The 16996-nt window shown below is 71.6% G+C and carries 16 protein-coding genes; 13 read left to right on the forward strand and 3 right to left on the reverse strand.

From position 1 onward, the window contains the following. From ACH65_RS14375 to ACH65_RS19970, 4 genes are all read left to right on the forward strand, one after another. Positions 1-229: winged helix-turn-helix domain-containing protein (locus ACH65_RS14375; RefSeq protein WP_049623303.1), on the forward strand; the 229-nt coding region annotated here is incomplete at its 5' end. A 429-nt stretch (positions 230-658) separates the two neighbouring features. Continuing rightward, positions 659-1792 (forward strand): efflux RND transporter periplasmic adaptor subunit, encoded by a 1134-nt coding sequence (locus ACH65_RS14380; protein ID WP_064504871.1) that lies wholly within the window; start codon positions 659-661, stop codon positions 1790-1792. Beyond that, a complete protein-coding gene (locus ACH65_RS14385; RefSeq protein ID WP_049623305.1) occupies positions 1789-4896 on the forward strand; it encodes an efflux RND transporter permease subunit in 3108 nt (1035 codons plus the stop codon). Before ACH65_RS14380 ends, ACH65_RS14385 begins: the two co-directional genes overlap by 4 nt. A 137-nt stretch (positions 4897-5033) precedes the next feature. Continuing rightward, the gene (locus tag ACH65_RS19970; RefSeq protein WP_153242618.1) at positions 5034-5639 is read left to right on the forward strand and encodes a hypothetical protein; all 606 of its coding nucleotides are present in this window, start codon (positions 5034-5036) and stop codon (positions 5637-5639) included. Between the two features lie 13 nt (positions 5640-5652). On the opposite strand, the gene msrB is transcribed toward ACH65_RS19970, so the two are convergent. Both msrB and ACH65_RS14400 read right to left on the reverse strand, forming a co-directional pair. Then, positions 5653-6270, reverse strand: a complete 618-nt coding sequence (gene msrB, locus ACH65_RS14395; protein WP_049623307.1) for a peptide-methionine (R)-S-oxide reductase MsrB — start codon at positions 6268-6270, stop codon at positions 5653-5655. Positions 6271-6295: 25 nt separating this feature from the next. Further along, a complete protein-coding gene (locus tag ACH65_RS14400) occupies positions 6296-8017 on the reverse strand; it encodes a cytochrome c biogenesis protein DipZ (RefSeq protein WP_049623308.1) in 1722 nt (573 codons plus the stop codon). A gap of 214 nt (positions 8018-8231) precedes the next feature. Between ACH65_RS14400 and ACH65_RS14405 the strand changes: the two genes are divergently transcribed. The 8 genes from ACH65_RS14405 (at position 8232) to ACH65_RS14440 (ending at position 14283) form a co-directional block, all read left to right on the forward strand. Then, a complete protein-coding gene (locus tag ACH65_RS14405) occupies positions 8232-8816 on the forward strand; it encodes an RNA polymerase sigma factor (protein WP_237561532.1) in 585 nt (194 codons plus the stop codon). A gap of 5 nt (positions 8817-8821) precedes the next feature. Then, positions 8822-9487 (forward strand): NrsF family protein, encoded by a 666-nt coding sequence (locus ACH65_RS14410; protein ID WP_049623309.1) that lies wholly within the window; start codon positions 8822-8824, stop codon positions 9485-9487. Between the two features lie 75 nt (positions 9488-9562). After that, a complete protein-coding gene (locus ACH65_RS14415; RefSeq protein ID WP_049623310.1) occupies positions 9563-9877 on the forward strand; it encodes a hypothetical protein in 315 nt (104 codons plus the stop codon). Between the two features lie 170 nt (positions 9878-10047). Then, positions 10048-10428 carry a ribosome silencing factor gene (gene rsfS / locus ACH65_RS14420; protein WP_237561533.1) on the forward strand — a complete coding sequence of 127 codons (381 nt, stop codon included), beginning with the start codon at positions 10048-10050 and terminating at the stop codon, positions 10426-10428. Between the two features lie 415 nt (positions 10429-10843). Next, positions 10844-11314 (forward strand): 23S rRNA (pseudouridine(1915)-N(3))-methyltransferase RlmH, encoded by a 471-nt coding sequence (gene rlmH / locus ACH65_RS14425; protein ID WP_049623312.1) that lies wholly within the window; start codon positions 10844-10846, stop codon positions 11312-11314. Between the two features lie 237 nt (positions 11315-11551). Continuing rightward, positions 11552-12007 carry a GNAT family N-acetyltransferase gene (locus ACH65_RS14430; protein WP_049623313.1) on the forward strand — a complete coding sequence of 152 codons (456 nt, stop codon included), beginning with the start codon at positions 11552-11554 and terminating at the stop codon, positions 12005-12007. A 168-nt stretch (positions 12008-12175) separates the two neighbouring features. Beyond that, the gene (scpC, locus tag ACH65_RS14435; protein WP_049623314.1) at positions 12176-13687 is read left to right on the forward strand and encodes a succinyl-CoA:acetate CoA-transferase ScpC; all 1512 of its coding nucleotides are present in this window, start codon (positions 12176-12178) and stop codon (positions 13685-13687) included. 23 nt (positions 13688-13710) lie between these two features. After that, positions 13711-14283: a Maf family protein gene (locus tag ACH65_RS14440; RefSeq protein ID WP_049623315.1), complete on the forward strand. Its 573-nt coding sequence runs from the start codon at positions 13711-13713 to the stop codon at positions 14281-14283. A 170-nt stretch (positions 14284-14453) separates the two neighbouring features. On the opposite strand, the gene ACH65_RS14445 is transcribed toward ACH65_RS14440, so the two are convergent. Next, entirely contained in the window at positions 14454-15200 is a 747-nt protein-coding gene (locus ACH65_RS14445) for a CPBP family intramembrane glutamic endopeptidase (protein ID WP_049623316.1), read from the reverse strand. A 167-nt stretch (positions 15201-15367) separates the two neighbouring features. On the opposite strand from ACH65_RS14445, the gene ACH65_RS14450 reads away from it, so the two are divergent. After that, a complete protein-coding gene (locus ACH65_RS14450; RefSeq protein WP_049623317.1) occupies positions 15368-16915 on the forward strand; it encodes a TerC family protein in 1548 nt (515 codons plus the stop codon). Positions 16916-16996: the final 81 nt, after the last annotated feature.

The raw sequence follows: 16996 nt of genomic DNA on the forward strand, positions 1-16996 counted from the left end.
GCCGCGCGAATACCTGCTGCTCGAATACCTGATGCGCCATGCCGGCCAGGTGGTCACCCGCAGCATGCTGATGGAAGCGGTGTGGGACTACGACTTCGACCCGCAGGGCGCGGTGGTGGACATGCACGTGCACCGCCTGCGCCGCAAGATCGAGCAGGGCGCCGCACCGCTGCTGCACACGCTGCCGGGCGTGGGCTACATGCTCGCCGAGCGGCCGCCGGCGGGTTGAGCGCCAGGGGCAGGGCCAGACCGTGATCGGGCCCCCTCGTGATCAGCCGCGGCCCTGCCCCTGCGAAGCCAGCGCACCGGCGAGGGCGCAGACGACCTGCGAAGCCGCCATGCCGGCGCAGGCTGGCATCCCACGGCACCGCGCTCCAGGCGTCGACAACGCTGCCGCCCCGGCCTGTGCCTGTGTCTGTGTCTGTGCCTGTGCCTGTGCCGTGTGATGCGAGTGCCATGAGCGCCCCGGCCGATCCATCGCATTAACGGTTTTTAATGCGACGGCAAAGCCATCGGCATGCACCCTCGCGCATGCTTGCGCCAGCGGTGCGGATGGCCTGGGCCAGTGCGCGCCGCTGACTCTTCTCCACGGATCTGCCCCATGGTTTCCCAAGCTGCCCCGCAACCGGCGCCCGCGCCACGGCGCACACGCCGGCTCGTGCTGACGATCGTCGTGGCCCTGGCCGCGCTGGTGCCCGCGCTGTTCTACGTGCAGCGCTCCAAGGCCAAGGCGCCGGCCAGCACGCCGCCGCCGGCGGTGCCGGTGAGCGTGGGCCAGGCCGGGCGGCGCGACGTGCCGGAGTGGGCGCGGGGCCTGGGCACCGTGCAGGCGCTCAACGTGGTGACGGTGAAGAGCCGCGTGGACGGCCAGCTCGACCGCATCGCCTTCGTCGAGGGCCAGATGGTGAAGGCCGGCGACCTGCTGGCGCAGATCGACCCGCGCCCGTTCCAGGTCGCGCTGGCCCAGGCCGAGGCCAACCAGCGCAAGGACGACGCCCAGCGCGCCAACGCACAAACCGACCTCAAGCGCTACGCCGAGCTGGCCAAGATGCAGGTGGTGCCGGCGCAGCAGCTCGACGCGCAGCAGGCGCAGGCGCAGTCGCTGCTGGCCACCGTGGCGGCCGACCGCAGCGCGGCGGACAACGCGCGGCTGCAGCTTGGCTTCACCCGCATCGTCGCGCCGATCAGCGGCCGCGTGGGCCAGCGCCTGGTGGACCAGGGCAGCCAGGTGCATGCGAGCGACACCACCGGCCTCGTCACCATTACCCAGCTCGAACCGATCACGGTGACCTTCCTGGTGCCGCAGGACGCGCTGCCCGCGGTGATGCGCGCCGGGCGCGCCGGCGCGGCCAGGGTCGAGGTGGATACGCGCGACGGCCGCCTGCACCTGGCCGACGGCACGCTGGTGTACGTGGACAGCCAGGTGGACCCGGCCAGCGGGCAGATCCTGCTCAAGGCGCAGTTCGCCAATGCCGACCACGCGCTGTGGCCGGGCGAACTGGTGTCGGCGCGGCTGCTGCTGCAAGTGCACCCGCAGGCGGTGGTGGTGCCCGCGCAGGCGGTGCAGCGCGACCAGAACGGCGCCTACCTCTACGTGGTCGGTGCCGGCCGCACGGCGCAGCCGCGGCCGGTGCGGCTGGGCCCGGCGGACGGCGGTACGCAGGTGATCGAGAGCGGCGTGAGCGCGGGCGACACGGTGGTGCTCGACGGCCAGTCGCGGCTCACCGCCGGCAGCCGGGTCAGCTTCGCCGCGGCCGCGGCGGCCGACAGCGCCGGGGCCGCGGCGCCATGAGTTTCTCCAACGTCTTTATCCGCCGTCGCATCGGCAGCAGCCTGCTGGCGATCGGTCTGGTGCTGGTGGGCCTGGTGGCCTACCGTCTGCTGCCGGTGGCGCCGCTGCCGCAGGTGGACTTCCCCACCATCGCGGTGAGCGCCAGCCTGCCAGGCGCGAGCGCGGAGACCATGGCCTCCTCGGTGGCCACGCCGCTGGAGCGCTCGCTCGCCAACGTGCCCGGCGTGACCGAGATGACCTCGGCCAGCTCGCTCGGCACCACCCAGATCGTGTTGCAGTTCGATCTCTCGGAGGACATCAACGGCGCCGCGCAGGACGTGCAGACGGCGATCAACGCCGCCGGCGGCCTGCTGCCCAAGAACCTGCCCAACCCGCCCACCTACCACAAGGTGAACCCGGCGGACTTCACCCTCATGTCGATCGCGCTCACCTCGGACACGCTGCCGCTGACCGAGCTGGACCGCTACATGGAGGACTTCATCGCCCCGCAGGTGTCGCAGATGCCCGGCGTGGGCCTGGTGGACTTCCACGGCCAGCAGCGCCCGGCGGTGCGCATCCGGCTCGATCCGGACAAGGTCGCCGCGCTCGGCCTCACCCTCGACGACGTGCGCAGCACGGTGGGCGCGCAGACGGTGAACGCGCCCAAGGGCACGCTGGACGGCCCGCACCAGGCCATCGTGCTCGACAGCACCGACCAGATCATCAACCCCACCGCCTACGCCAACATGGTGGTGGCCTACCGCAACGGCGCCGCGGTGCGCGTGCGCGATCTCGGCCAGGTGACGGAGGCCGCCGAGGACGTGCGCCAGGCGGCGTGGCTGCAGGGCAAGCGCGCCATCATCATGGACGTGCACAAGCAGGCCGGCTACAACGTGGTCGATACCATCGACGCGATCAAGGCGCGCCTGCCCGCGCTCACCGCCGGCATCCCGCCCTCGGTGAAGGTGCAGGTGGTGGGCGACCGCACGCAGACCATCCAGGCCTCGGTGGACGACGTGCAGCGCACCATGCTGATCACCGTGGCGCTGGTGGTGGCGGTGATCGCGGGCTTCCTGCGCAACCTGTGGGCCACGGTGATCCCCAGCCTCACCATCCCGCTGTCGCTGATCGCCACCTTCGGCGTGATGTACCTGCTCGGCTACAGCCTGGACAACCTCTCGCTGATGGGCCTGACCATCGCGGTGGGCTTCGTGGTGGACGACGCCATCGTGGTGATCGAGAACGTGGTGCGCCACATGGAGCTGGGCAAGCCGCCGGTGCAGGCGGCCATCGACGGCACCGCGGAGGTGGGCTTCACCATCGTCTCGATGACCATCTCGCTGATCGCGGTATTCATCCCGATCCTCCTGATGGGCGGCATCGTCGGCCGGCTGTTCCGCGAGTTCGCGGTGACGGTGGCGGTCACCATCGTGGTCTCGGGCGTCGTCTCGCTCACGGTGACGCCGATGCTGTGTGGCTGGCTGATCCGGCCCGAGCACGGCAAGGCGCACGGCCGCGTGTACCTCGCCTTCGAGCGCTTCTTCGAGGGCATGACGCGCGCCTACGTGCGCACGCTGGACGTGGCGCTCGGCCACCGCCGGCTGGTGCTCGGCGTGGCGATGGCCACCTTCGCCGCCACCGTGGCGCTGTACGTGGCGATCCCCAAGGGCTTCTTCCCGCAGGAGGACGCGGGCCTGATCATCGGTCGCGCGCTGGCCTCCTCCAGCATCTCCTACGAGGCGATGTCCGCGCGCATCCAGCAGCTGGGCGAGATCGTGCGCAAGGACCCGGCGGTGGACAACGTGTACTTCTGGATCGGCCCCAACCCGACCCTGAGCCAGGGCCGCCTGATGATCAACCTCAAGCCCTTCGACCAGCGCACCGACACGGCGGACGCGGTGATGGCGCGCCTGCGCCGCGCCACCCGCGACGTGGAGGGCGTGCAGCTGCAGATGCAGGTGCGCCAGGACATCCAGGTGGGCGGGCGCATCAGCGCGGCGCAGTACCAGTACACCCTGCAGGACGCCGACATCGCCGAGCTCGGCCACTGGTCCGACGCGCTGGCGGCGAAGATGCGCGCCATGCCGGCGCTGCGCGACATCTCCAGCGACAGCCAGCCCGGCGCGCTCACCACCACGCTCGACATCGACCGCGACACCGCCTCGCGCCTGGGCGTGAGCGTGCAGGCCATCGACGACGTGCTCTACGACGCCTTCGGCCAGCGCCAGGTGGCCACGCTGTTCACCCAGACCAACCAGTACCACGTGGTGGAAGAGGTGGACCCGCGCTTCCAGCTCGACACCGAGGCGCTCTCGCACCTCTACGCGCGCTCCGCGCTCGGCGGCCAGCTGGTGCCGCTCAGCCTGCTGGCGCGGGTGGAGAACGGGGTGTCGCCGATCACGGTGAACCACCAGGGGCTGTTCCCGGCCATCACGCTGTCCTTCAACCTCGCGCCGGGCTACTCGCTGGGCGACGCGGTGAACGAAATCAATGCGGCCGAGCGGAGCATGGGCATGCCGGCCACCGTCACCGGCTCCTTCCAGGGCACCGCGCAGGCGTTCCAGAGTTCGCTGCGCAGCCAGCCGTGGCTGATCCTGGCCGCGCTGGTGGTGGTCTACATCGTGCTCGGCGTGCTCTACGAGAGCGCCATCCACCCGCTCACCATCATCTCCACCTTGCCCTCGGCCGGCGTCGGCGCGCTGCTGGCGCTGCGGCTGTTCGGGCAGGACCTGTCGGTGATGGGCATGATCGGCATCATTCTCTTGATCGGCATCGTCAAGAAGAACGCGATCATGATGATCGATTTCGCGCTGGAGGCCGAGCGCGGCGGCCTGCCGCCGCTGGAGGCGATCCGCCAGGGCTGCGCGCTGCGCTTCCGCCCGATCATGATGACCACCATGGCCGCGCTGCTCGGCGCGCTGCCGCTGGCGCTGGGCCACGGCGCGGGCGCGGAATTGCGCGTGCCGCTGGGCATCTCCATCGTGGGCGGCCTGATCCTCTCGCAGTTGCTCACGCTGTACACCACGCCGGTGATCTACCTGTGGTTCGATCGCTTTGCGCGGAGCAAGGGGGCGGTGGAGGCGGGTGGTGGCGCGAGCGCGCTCGCGTTCGAGCGCAAGGGGTAAGCGGACGATGCGGAGCATGAGCTATCGTTCGTGTAGGAAAGGATCTCGTTAGCTGAGGGAGCTGGACGCATGGCGATACACATCAAGCAGGGGGACGAGGCCAAGCGGGCCTTGCTCGGCGCTACGACTTCAGCCCGATGATGTATACGGTTGCTCCGCGGGAGGGCGAGATCGTCTGTTGTTGCGGCAGCCCTATTCGAGCCGGGCGGCGCTACTACCTGTTCCGGGCGACGCCCAAGGGGCCAGGCGCGGAGCCGGACGTCTGCTACGCAGGGAGCGGCTGCGGTGCGAGCTTCTACCGGCTCGCCGTCAACCAACCGATCGTGCCGGTGCGATTTCAGAATCCGCTCAACGTGCTCGTCCAGGATCAGGCGCCGCCACATGCGGGCGGCGGCGCGCACGGCGGCGGAGGCGGAGGCAGACGCCGTGTCATGTCGCCTCTCAACCAAGAGGCGAGCGTGGTTGTGACACTGCTCCTTCAATGGGTAAAACCCCGATCGGGTTCGCTGATCGAGAAGCTGTCGGTGCAGATCAACCAGCAACCTGGTGATGACCTGCGCCTCATAGAGCTGAAGTCGCTCAACACCCTGGTCCATCGCAACGCGGCCAGCGTCGGCGGCCAGTTGGCCGGCATCGTAGCGGGGCTTGCGCAGCGCTACGGCATCAATCCGGTGCCGAACGGTCCGGCTGTGCCGCTGATCCGCGGCATCCTCGCCGCGGCGGACGTTCCCAGCCACCTCTGAGCTGGCGCGTCTTTTAGCCCCGGCGCGGCACGAAGCGCAGCGCCACCGCGTTCATGCAGTAGCGCAGCCCCGTCGGCCGCGGGCCGTCGTCGAAGACGTGGCCGAGGTGGCTGTCGCAGCCGGCGCAGCTCACGGCGATGCGCTCCCAGCCGAAGCTGGTGTCGCGCGTCTCGATCACGTTGCGTCTGGCGATGGGCTGCCAGAAGCTCGGCCAGCCGGTGCCGGAGTCGAACTGCGTGGCGGCGTCGAACAGCGCCGTGTCGCAGCCGGGGCAGCGATAGAGGCCGGGCACGGCGGGCTTATCGTGCGGGCCGCTGAAGGCGCGCTCGGTGCCGGCGCGGCGCATCACGTAGAAGGCTTCGTCGGAGAGCCGCGCGTGCCATTGCGCGTCGGTCAGCACCAGCTTGTGCACATGGCAGGGGCCGAGGTCGTGGCCGTCGTCGGCGAAGCATTCGAGCAGCAGGTCCTCGCCCGCCGTGGTGGCGGGCGGCATGGCGGCCAGGCCGTCGCCGGCCGGGCGGCGCGCGCGCCACAGCAGGCCGCCCGCGGCCAGCGCGGCGCCGCCGGCCAGCAGCGCGGCGAGGAAGCGGCGGCGCTCCGTCGCCATCAGTTCGTTGGTACGCGAAGTCATGGTTGCCTCCATGGGGTGCTCCCGCTCAGCCGAAGGTGAAGGCGTAGGCGCGCACGCCCGGGTCGTCGAACTCGATCCGGAACGTGCGCTCGTCGGTGCCGGCGCGCTGGCGCACCAGCTGGTACAGGCGCTGCTCGGTGACGGTGCCGCGGCCGTCGGCATCCACGTCCATGCCGTGGTCGGCGCCGGGCGCCTGGCCGTCCAGGGTGATGCGGAAACGTACCGGCTTGCCGTCTGCACCGGGGCCGAGCACCAGGTGCAGGTCGCGGCCGCGGAAGCGGTAGACGATGCGCCCGCCGGCGCGGTCGAGCTGGGCGTTCTCCTCGTGCACCGTCCAATGGCCGTCGAGCGACCAGTGGTCGGCGGCGAGCGCGGCGGGGGCGCGGTAGCTCCCGCTCTCCTCGCGCGCCACCTGGCCGCCGTCGAAGTGCTCGGCGCGGGCGTAGCCCACGTAGGTCTCCGGCGACATGGCACGGCTGTAGGAGGCGGCCGCCTGCGCGCCTGCGGCACCGGGCCGCACGTAGCCGCCGGGCAAGTCCTTGTGGCCGGCTTCGGCGAGCAGCTCGCGGATCACGTCCTCGCTGTGCTCGTACTCGCCCTCGCCGAAGTGGTGCGCGCGGATGCGGCCCTGCGCATCGATGAAGTAGTGCGCCGGCCAGTATTCGTTGTTGAAGCCCTGCCAGATCGCGTAGCCGTTATCGAGCGCGACGGGGTAGGCCACGCCCAGTTCCTTCACCGCGCGCGCCACGTTGGCCGGCTCCTTCTCGAAGGCGAATTCCGGCGCGTGCACGCCGATCACCACCAGGCCGTGGTCCTTGTACTTGTCGTACCAGGCCTCGACGTAGGGCAGCGAGCGCAGGCAGTTGATGCAGGAGTAGGTCCAGAAATCCACCAGCACCACTTTGCCGCGCAGCGCCGCGCGGTCGAGCGGCGCGCTGTTGAGCCATTGCGTGGCGCCGGCCAGCGAGGGCAGCTCGCCTTCCACCGGCAGCGGCGCACCGGCCGCCCGCGCGGGCTCGGGGCGGGGCGCCGGGCGCGCCGCGTCGAGCAGGCGCTGTTCGAAGCGGCTGGTGCTGGCGAGGGAGAGGCGGGTGAGCAGGCCGGTGTCCAGGCCCAGCGCGATCGCCGCCACGCCGGCCAGCACCAGCGCGCCGAGCGCGCGGCGCACCCATTCGCCGGCGCCGAGCGAGCGCTTCATCAGCGCGAACACCTTGCCGCCCACCAGCAGCGCCAGCGCCAGCGAGGTGGCGGCGCCCAGCGCGTAGGTGAGCAGCAGCAGCGTGGTCGCCACGCTGGCGCCCTTGAGCGCGGCGCCGGTGAGCAGCAGGCCGAGGATCGGCCCCGCGCACGGCGCCCACAGCAGGCCGGTGGCGATGCCCAGGCCCGCGGCCGACCACGCCGAATCCTGGTCGTGTTCCGTCCGCTGCGTGAGCCGGTTGCCCAGCGCCACGAACGGGCGCGCCACCCACTCGGCCACGCGGCTGGAGAGCAGGGTGAGGCCGAGCAGCGCCAGCACCACCAGCGCCGCCAGGCGGCCGTACTGGTTGGCGCGGACGGCCCAGCCGCCGCCCACCGCGGCCAGCGTCGCCACCAGGGCGAAGGTGAGCGCCATGCCCAGCAGCATCGGCAGGCCGTTGCGCGCGAAGGGGCGGTCGGCGCGGGCGAACACGAACGGCAGCACCGGCAGGATGCAGGGGCTCAGGATGGTCAGCACGCCGCCGAGGTAGGCGAGGATCAGCACGATCATGACGGAAAGATTCCGAAGGGGATGCGTCAGCTTATTCGCCGCCGCGGCCCCCGCGGTTACACCGGCGTGTGCGCGGCCGCGACGTAACGCGGCGGCGTCGCGGAGCGAAAGAACCGGCATGGCTCACGAGGAGGCGACCGTGCCGGGCTTGACCGCCACCGCCACGATGGTTCTAGATGGCTCTCTTGTTCCGAGGGAGAGCGCCGCGCGCGCCGTGAAAGCCGAGCCTGCCCATGCCAGCGAAAGCAGCGACCAGCGCCGCGTCGCGTGGATGGCCGCGGCCCAGGCCGGCGACCGCCGCGCCTACGAGCGCGTGCTGGCCGACGCGATCCCGCTGATCCGCGCGGTGGCGCGCCGGCAGGGCGTGCATGGCGAACTGGTCGAGGACGTGGTGCAGGAGACGCTGATCACCATGCACCGCGTGCGCCATACCTACGATCCCGCGCGCTCCTTCGACGCCTGGCTCGCCGCGCTGGCGTCCCGCCGCGCCATCGATGCCCTGCGCGGCGCGGGCCGCCGCGACCGGCGCGAGATCGGCGACGAGAAGGCGCTGGAGCGCTACGCGGAGGTGGAACTGGACGCCAGCAGCGAGACCGAGCGCGCGCAGCGGGCGCACCGCCTGCACAAGGCGATCGAGGAACTGCCGCCCGGCCAGCGCGAGGCGGTCGAGCAGCTCGGCCTCAAGGAGCGCTCGCTGGCCGAGGCCGCCGCCCACACCGGACGCAGTGCCGGCGCGCTGAAAGTGAACCTGCACCGCGCCTTGAAGGCCTTGCGCGGCCGCCTGCACGGGGAGCCTTGAGCACCATGTCCGACCCGCGTTCCCACCACAGCCTGATCGCCGCGCTCGGCGCCGAGCTGGCGCCGGTGCGCCGGCTGCGTCCGCCCTGGCTGCGCACGCTGGGCTGGCTGGCGGTAGTGGCGCTGATTGCCGCCGGCCTGCTGCTGCACTACGGCAGCGCGCCCATGCTGCAGCGCTGGCGGGGCGCACCGGACCTGGCCTGGGCCGGCCTGGGCGCGGTGCTGACCGCGGTCGCCGCCGCCTGGGCCGCGTTCGCGCTGGCCGTGCCCGGTCGCCGCGCCGCCTTGGCCTGGCTGCCGCTGCCGGGCGTGCTGCTGTGGCTGGGCGCGAGCGGGCTGGGCTGCCTGCAGGGCTGGATTGCGCCGGGCGACCATGCGGTCGGCGAGCACGTCATTCCGGATTGCCTGCGCTTCATCGTCGGCTTCTCGGTGCCGCTGTCGGTGCTGCTGGTGTGGCTGCTGCGCCGCGCCGCGCCGCTGCGGCCGGTGCTGACCGCGGTGCTGGTGGGCCTTGCCAGCGCGGCGGCCTCGGCCAGCCTGCTGGAGATCTGCCATAACGTCGACGCCACCGCCACCGACCTGGCCGTGCACGTGCTGGCGGTGGGGCTGGTGGTCGCGGTCAACGCGGCACTGGGCGGGCGCCTGCTCGGCGGCGTCGCGCGGAAGGCGTAACCGCACCGGCGTCCACGGCGAAAGGAGCAACGGAGGCGCAGGCTTCCGCCCCTTTCACTTCCCGAGGATTTCGCCATGAACGCACGCCACCTCGCCGCCCTGGCCGTTGCCGCCGCCTTGGGCTGTAGCGCGGCCTTCGCCCAGACCGCGCCCGCCCCGGCCGGCAGCGCCATGCAAGGCATGCCGCGCGACGCGATGATGATGAAGGGCGGCGCCATGCAAGGTGGCGCGATGAAGGGCGGGGCGATGGGCATGCCCCGCGACACGACGATGAAAAAGGGCGACGCGATGCAGGCGGCGCCGCAGAAGGGCGCCATGCACGCCAAGCCACATGCCGGCGCGATGAAGAAGCAGGCCGGCGCCGCGGTGAAGTCCGACGCGGGGCAGTGAGCCTTCCCGTGGCTCGCGCCCGGCGGCAGCGGGGCGCTCCGGGCGCGGGCCGCGCGCCGATCCGGCCCGGAGGCCCGCGGGGGGCTTGACTTCTGCACCAATCGGCTCAGGTTATACTGGCCTTGCGTAATGACACGCCTGACCACCCCGCGAGGCCATCGCACTTGAGCATCTCCCCCAACGCCAAGGCCGACAGCACGGCCGCCCTGCGCCAGTCCGTCATCGACGCGCTGGACGAACTGAAAGCCAAGGACGTCCGCGAGATCGACGTCCGCGGCAAGACCTCCATCGCCGACCTGCTGGTGATCGCCTCCGGCACCTCGGGCCGCCACGTGAAATCGATCGCCGACGAAGTAGTGAAGTTCGCCAAGAAGGCGGGCGTGATGCCGCTGGGCGTGGAAGGCGAGCAGGAGGCCGAGTGGGTGCTGGTGGACCTGGGCGACGTGATCGTCCACGTGATGCTGCCGCGCATCCGCGAGTTCTACGGCCTGGAGCGCCTGTGGGCGGTGGGCGACCGCGAGCAGGACGCGAGCGCGGTGAGCGTGGGCTGAGCTGGCGCGGGCTGGCATCCGCTGCCTCGTAGCGATGCTCCCGCAGACAGCGTCCCCTATGAGGCGTCGTCGAGGGCGATGAGGCGACGAAGCACCTGTTTTCCCGCTTGCCGCGGGCAAGCCTCCTCTCCCCGCCGGGGAGAGGGTTGGGGTGAGGGGACACGGTCGCGACACCTTCGCTTCGAGCGAGCGCTTCCGCAGCGCCTTAGCCTCTCACCCCGGTCTCTCCTCGCTCCTCAAGGCCGGCATCATCCATGGCCTCCCCCCGCCTACCCCGGCGGGGAGAGGATGCAAGGCACGTCGCTGCTCCGCCTCTTCTTTTGATGCATACCGCCTCGATTCCCTTCTCCTTCCGCGACTGCACGGTACCCGTCCCCGTGTCGCAATGCCCGACGCCCGCACCCCGGAGGACCCCATGCGTGCACGCCTGATCGCCGTCGGCGAACGCATGCCCGGCTGGGTGGCGGAGGGCTTTGCCGAGTACCGCAAGCGGCTCTCGCACGAGCTGCCGCTGGAGCTGGTGGAGATCAAGCCCGGCGCGCGCGGCAAGGGCCGCGACGACGCGCGGGCGATGCAGGACGAAGGCGCCGCGATTCTCGCCGCGCTGCCGCGCGACGGCCACGTGGTTGCGCTCGACGGCCGCGGCAAGGCCTGGTCCAGCGAAGAACTGGCCGCCCAGCTCGCGCAGTGGCGCATGGGCGGGCGCGACCTCGCGTTCCTGATCGGCGGCCCCGACGGCCACGCGCCGGAGGTGCTGGCGCGCGCGGACCAGCGCTGGTCGCTGGGCCCGCTCACCCTGCCGCACATGCTGGTGCGGCTGGTGCTGGCCGAGCAGCTCTACCGCGCCGCCACCATCGTGGCGGGGCACCCCTACCACCGCGCCTGAGCGCGATGGCGCTCGGGCGCGGCGTGGTTTGACGAGGTGCGGTGCGTGCGGGGCCATGGGGCGCATGGCCGCGGCGCCGGCGGTGACTATGGCGGGCCTGGCGGTGGCTATGGCCGGGCGTGGCGGTTCGTTCGGGGCGCGCCGCGGCGCCCAGCGCCCGGGACAACGGTGCGGGCCATTGAGGGATAGCGAGCGGACGCTTAGTCTCGCCTGCAACCTCCGCGCGCGAGTCCGCTCATGTCTTTCCACGTCCGCCAGGCCACCATCCACGACCTCGACCGCGTGGCGCCGCTGTTCGACGCCTACCGCCAGTTCTACGGCCAGGGCGCCGACCTGGCGCGGGCGCGCGGCTTCCTGGCCGAGCGCTTCGCGCACCACGAGTCGGTGATCCTGCTGGCGCTGGACGAAGCGGGGCAGGGCGTGGGCTTCGTGCAGCTGTATCCGTCCTTCTCCTCCGTGCGCACGGTGCGCACCTATGTGCTCAACGACCTGTTCGTGGCGCCGGCGGCGCGGCGGCAGGGCGTGGCGGCGGCGCTGCTGCGTGCGGCGGCCGAGTACGGGCGGGCAATGGGCGTGGCGAGCCTGTCGCTGTCCACCGCGCACGACAACTTCGCCGCGCAGCGGCTGTACGAGTCGCTCGGCTGGAAGCACGACGAGCAGTTCCGCGAGTACGGGCTCACGCTGGTGGATTGAAGCGCCGCGACCGCTCGACCGCCGCGCGGTGCGCCATCGCGCCATCGCGGCGCGCGCACCGTGCGTATCGGCCCGGTCGCGGCGGCATTCGACCATGGTCGTAGCGCAGGTGCCCGGCCGCCGCGGCGGTCGTAGAATCCGCTGCTTTGCAGCAGCACGCGGTCTTCCATGAACACACGTATCGCGCACGCCGGCCTCGGCGCGCGGTTGATGCCGGCCGAACAGGCGGCAGGGCTGATCCGGCCGGGCATGACGGTCGGCATGAGCGGGTTCACCGGCGCGGGCTATCCCAAGGTCGTGCCGCAGGCGCTGGCGGCGCACATTGTGGCGGCGCACGAGCGCGGCGAGGCGTTCGCCCTGCGCGTGCTCACCGGCGCCTCCACCGCGCCCGAGCTGGACGGTGCGCTGGCCAAGGCGGGCGGCATCGAGTTCCGCCTGCCCTACCAGTCCGACCCCGAGCTGCGCGCGCGCATCAACAGCGGCCAGATCGAGTACATGGACATCCACCTCGGCCAGGTGGCGCAGTACACCTGGTTCGGCTTCCTCGGCAAGATCGACGTGGCGGTGGTCGAGGTGGCCGGCATCCTGCCGGACGGGCGGCTGATTCCCTCCACCTCGGTGGGCAACAACAAGACCTGGCTCGACCTCGCCGAGAAAGTGATCATCGAGGTCAACCACCGCCAGCCGCTCGGCCTGGACGGCATGCACGACATCTACTACGGCACCGCGCTGCCGCCGCAGCGCAAGCCGATCCCGCTGCTGCACCCGGGCGACCGCATCGGCGAGCCCTACCTGCGGGTGGACCCGGCCAAGGTGATCGCGGTGGTGGAGAGCGATGCACCCGACCGCCTCGGCCGCTTCGCGCCGCCGGACGAGGCCTGCCGCCGCATCGCCGGCCACCTGGTGGAATTCTTCCGCCACGAGATCCGCGCCGGGCGCCTCGGCGAGCAGCTGCTGCCGTTGCAGTCGGGCGTGGGCAACATCGCCAACGCGGTGCTGGGCGGGCTGCGCGAGGGCGGCTTCCGTGGCCTCACCGCGTTCACCGAGGTGATCCAGGACGGCATGCTGGAGCTGATCGGCGATGGCACCATCGCCACCGCCTCGGCCACCGCGCTGTCGCTGAGCCCGGAGGGCGTGGACGAGTTCGTGCGCAACATCGCCCACTACCGCGAGCACATCGTGCTGCGCCCGCAGGAGATCTCCAACCACGCCGAGCTGGTGCGCCGCCTGGGCTGCATCGCCTTGAACGGCATGGTGGAGGCGGACCTCTACGGCAACGTCAATTCCACCCACGTGGCCGGCAGCAGCATCATCAACGGCATCGGCGGCTCGGGCGATTTCGCGCGCAACGGCTTCCTGTCCTGCTTCCTGAGCCCGAGCATGGCCAAGAACGGCGCGATCTCGGCGCTGGTGCCCTTTGTCAGCCACGTCGACCACACCGAGCACGACGTCGGCGTGATCGTCACCGAGCAGGGCCTGGCCGACCTGCGCGGGCTTTCGCCCAAGCAGCGCGCACGCACCCTGATCGCCCACTGCGCGCACCCGGACTACCGCGCGCAGCTGGAGGATTATTTCGACCGCGCCTGCCGCCTGAGCCGCGGCAAGCACACGCCCCACCTGCTGGACGAGTCGCTGTCCTGGCACCAGCGCTTCCTCGACCATGGCAGCATGCGGGCCTGAGCCCGCACGAGCGACTGCCTTCGATGCTCCACCTCGCCTCGCAATCCCCGCGCCGCGCCCAGCTGCTCGAACAGCTGGGCGCGGCCTTCCGCACAGTCCACGTGGACGTGGCCGAGCAGCGCGCCGGCGGCGAGTCGCCGCGCGACTACGTGAGCCGCGTGGCGCTGGACAAGGCGCGCGCCGGCCTGGCCGCGCTCGGCGGCGACGCCGGCGCGGTGGTGCTGGGCGCCGACACCGAAGTGGTGCTGGACGAAGAGGTGTTCGGCAAGCCGGCCGACGCGGCGGACGCCGCGGCCATGCTGCGCCGGCTGTCCGGCCGCACGCACGCGGTGATCTCGGCGGTGTGGCTGGTGGATGTCGCGCGGGCGCAGTGCGGGGTGTGCGTGTCGCAGGTGCGCTTCGCGGCGCTGGAGGAGGCCGCCATCGCCGCCTACGTCGCCACCGGCGAGCCGTTCGGCAAGGCTGGCGGCTACGCCATCCAGGGCCGCGGCGCGGCCCTGATCGAGCACCTCGAGGGCAGCTATTCCGGCGTCATGGGGCTGCCGCTGTTCGAGACGGCGGGGTTGCTGCGCGGGTTCGGCGTGCTGGCGGAGTGAGCGGGGTCCCAGGACGACTACAGGCCTCCGTCGTCCCGGCACAGGCCAAGGCCCGGTGACGTGGTATTACCTGCCGCTTGCTGCGCCGGATGCCTTCGCCGGCATGACGAGATGAGTGCTTCGACCGGTGCGCCGGCGTGTCGGCGGGCATCACCCCGGTCCGGGCTGGCCTACTTCCCCGGCGCCGCCACCACGAACCACGCCGCCACCGCCAAAAGGTTGTTCACCCCGTGCGCCAGCACCGCCGGCCACAGCGAGCCCGAACGCAGCCGCAGCCAGGCCAGCGCCACGGCGAGCAGGGTGAGGTTGGGCACGGCGTACCAGAGGAAGCCGAGGTCCGGCAGGTGCACGGTGGCGAACAGCAGCGAGCTGATTGCCACCGCCCAGCCGGCACCGAAGCGTTGCAGCAGGGCCGAGAGCAGCAGGCCGCGGAACAGCAGCTCCTCGATCAGCGGCGCGACGGTGGCGGCCAGCAGCGCGAGCGGAATGCGCACGGCGGGCGAGACGGTGTTGCCCAGCTGCTTGATGTCCTGCGGCACCTCGTGGCCGTGCGCCAGCCACTGCGTGATCCAGCCGCCGAGCAGCGACAGCGTGAGCCCGAGCAGCACCGCCAGCGCGTAGAACGCCGGCGGGGCCAGGCGGTTGAGGCCGAAGCCCGGCGGCGCCGCCTGCGTCCACGGCAGCGGCCACAGGCGGCGGATCGACCACAGCGTGATGCCGCCCACCGCGGGGATGGTGAGGATCACCAGCAGCGCGCGGGCATCGGGCCCGCGCAGCCCGGCCAGCCGGTGCAGCACGAACACCAGCAGCCCGCCCACCGTCAGCTGCAACAGGAAATACAGCACGATCATGCCGAGCGCGCTGCCGATACCGGGGTATCGAGGGAGCGGCGGCGGAGTGACGATCGGTTGCTGCATGGACGGCCTGGGTGCGATGGAAAAAACGCGCCGGCGTGGAGGCCGGCCGCGCGTCCACGCTAGCACGGGGGCGGGCCTGCGCAATCCTGCCATCCGGCACGGTCGGGACGCTGCCTGTATAGTGGCCGGACCCTGTACGGAGGACCTCGGGCGCGCCGCGTCCACCCATGTTCGCTTTCGATTGGCTAGCCGACCCCAACGCCTGGGCTGGTCTGCTCACCCTCGTGGTGCTGGAGATCGTGCTGGGTATCGACAACCTGGTCTTCGTCGCCATCCTCGCCGACAAGCTGCCGCCGGCGCAGCGCGACAAGGCCCGCGTGGCGGGCCTGGGCCTGGCCCTGCTGATGCGGCTCTTGCTGCTGGGGCTGATGAGCTGGCTGGTGAAGCTCACCGAGCCGATCTTCCACTGGGGCGCGCTGGCCCTCTCCTGGCGCGACATCGTGCTGCTGTTCGGCGGCGCCTTCCTGCTGTTCAAGGCCACGCTGGAGTTGCACGAGCGGCTGGAAGCGGCCGACCTCAATCCCGCCGCCGGCCGCGCCAGGGCGCGCTTCTGGCTGGTGGTGACGCAGATCGTGGCGCTGGACGCGGTGTTCTCGCTCGACTCGGTGATCACCGCGGTCGGCATGGTCGAGCACCTGAGCGTGATGATGGTGGCGGTGACGGTGGCGATGGTGCTGATGCTGTTCGCCAGCAAGCCGCTCACCGCCTTCGTCAACGCGCGGCCGACGGTGGTGATCCTGTGCCTGTCGTTCCTGCTGATGATCGGCTTCAGCCTGGTGGCGGAAGGCTTCGGCTTCCACATTCCCAAGGGCTATCTCTACGCGGCGATCGGCTTCTCGATCCTGATCGAGGCGCTCAACCAGACCATGCGCCGCAACCGCCGCCGCAGCCTGCTCGCCAGCGCGCGCAACCTGCGCGAGCGCACCGCGCAGGCGGTGCTGCGCCTGCTCGGCGCGGGCGACGAGGAAACCGAGGCCGCGCCCTCGTCGGATGCCGTCGCCGACAGCGCCGTGGCGGTGTTCGGCAAGGACGAGCTGGCGATGGTGCAGGGCGTGCTCGACCTCGCCCAGCGGCCGGTGCGATCGATCATGACGCCGCGCACCGAGGTCGCCTGGATCGACCCGCGCGAGGACGCCGAGGCGCTGCGCCGGGAGGTGACCGCCTCGCCGCACCACTGGCTGCCGGTGGCCGGCGACGACCTGGACGAATGGGTCGGGGTGGCCTCCGCCCGCGACCTCCTGGCCAGCCTGCTCGAACACGGCCGCGTGGTGGCGAAGGAGGTGGTGCGCAAGCCGCTCACCGTGCTCGACTCGCTGAGCGTGCTGCGCCTGATCGAGGCGTTCCGCACCGCGCCCCTGCAGGTAGCGCTGGTGGTGGACGAATACGGCAGCGTGCAGGGCATGGTCACGCCCACCGACGTGCTGGAGGTGATCGCCGGCGAGTTCCGCGACGAGGCGGGCGGCGACCCCTCCGCGCTGCAGGAAGCCGACGGCAGCTGGCTGCTCGACGCCAGCCTCGATCTGCGCCGCATCGAGCACCTGCTCGGCCGCCGCCTGGGCGGCGAGGACGAGTTCGTGACCCTGGCCGGCTACGTGCTGCAGCAGCTCGGCCGGCTGCCGGCGGAGAGCGAGCGCTTCGAGGCCGCCGGCCTCGGCTTCGAGGTGGTGGCGATGGACGGCGCGCGCATCGAGCGGGTGCGGGTGCTCGCGCCGTAGTCACGCTCTCCCTGCTGGTGCTCTCGAGGGGCGTGTTGTGTTGTTGATGCTCTATCGCAGGCTGGCCGGCATCCCTGCCGG

Source organism: Frateuria defendens (genome assembly GCF_001182895.1).
In the GTDB taxonomy this organism is placed as follows: Bacteria; Pseudomonadota; Gammaproteobacteria; order Xanthomonadales; family Rhodanobacteraceae; genus Frateuria_B; species Frateuria_B defendens.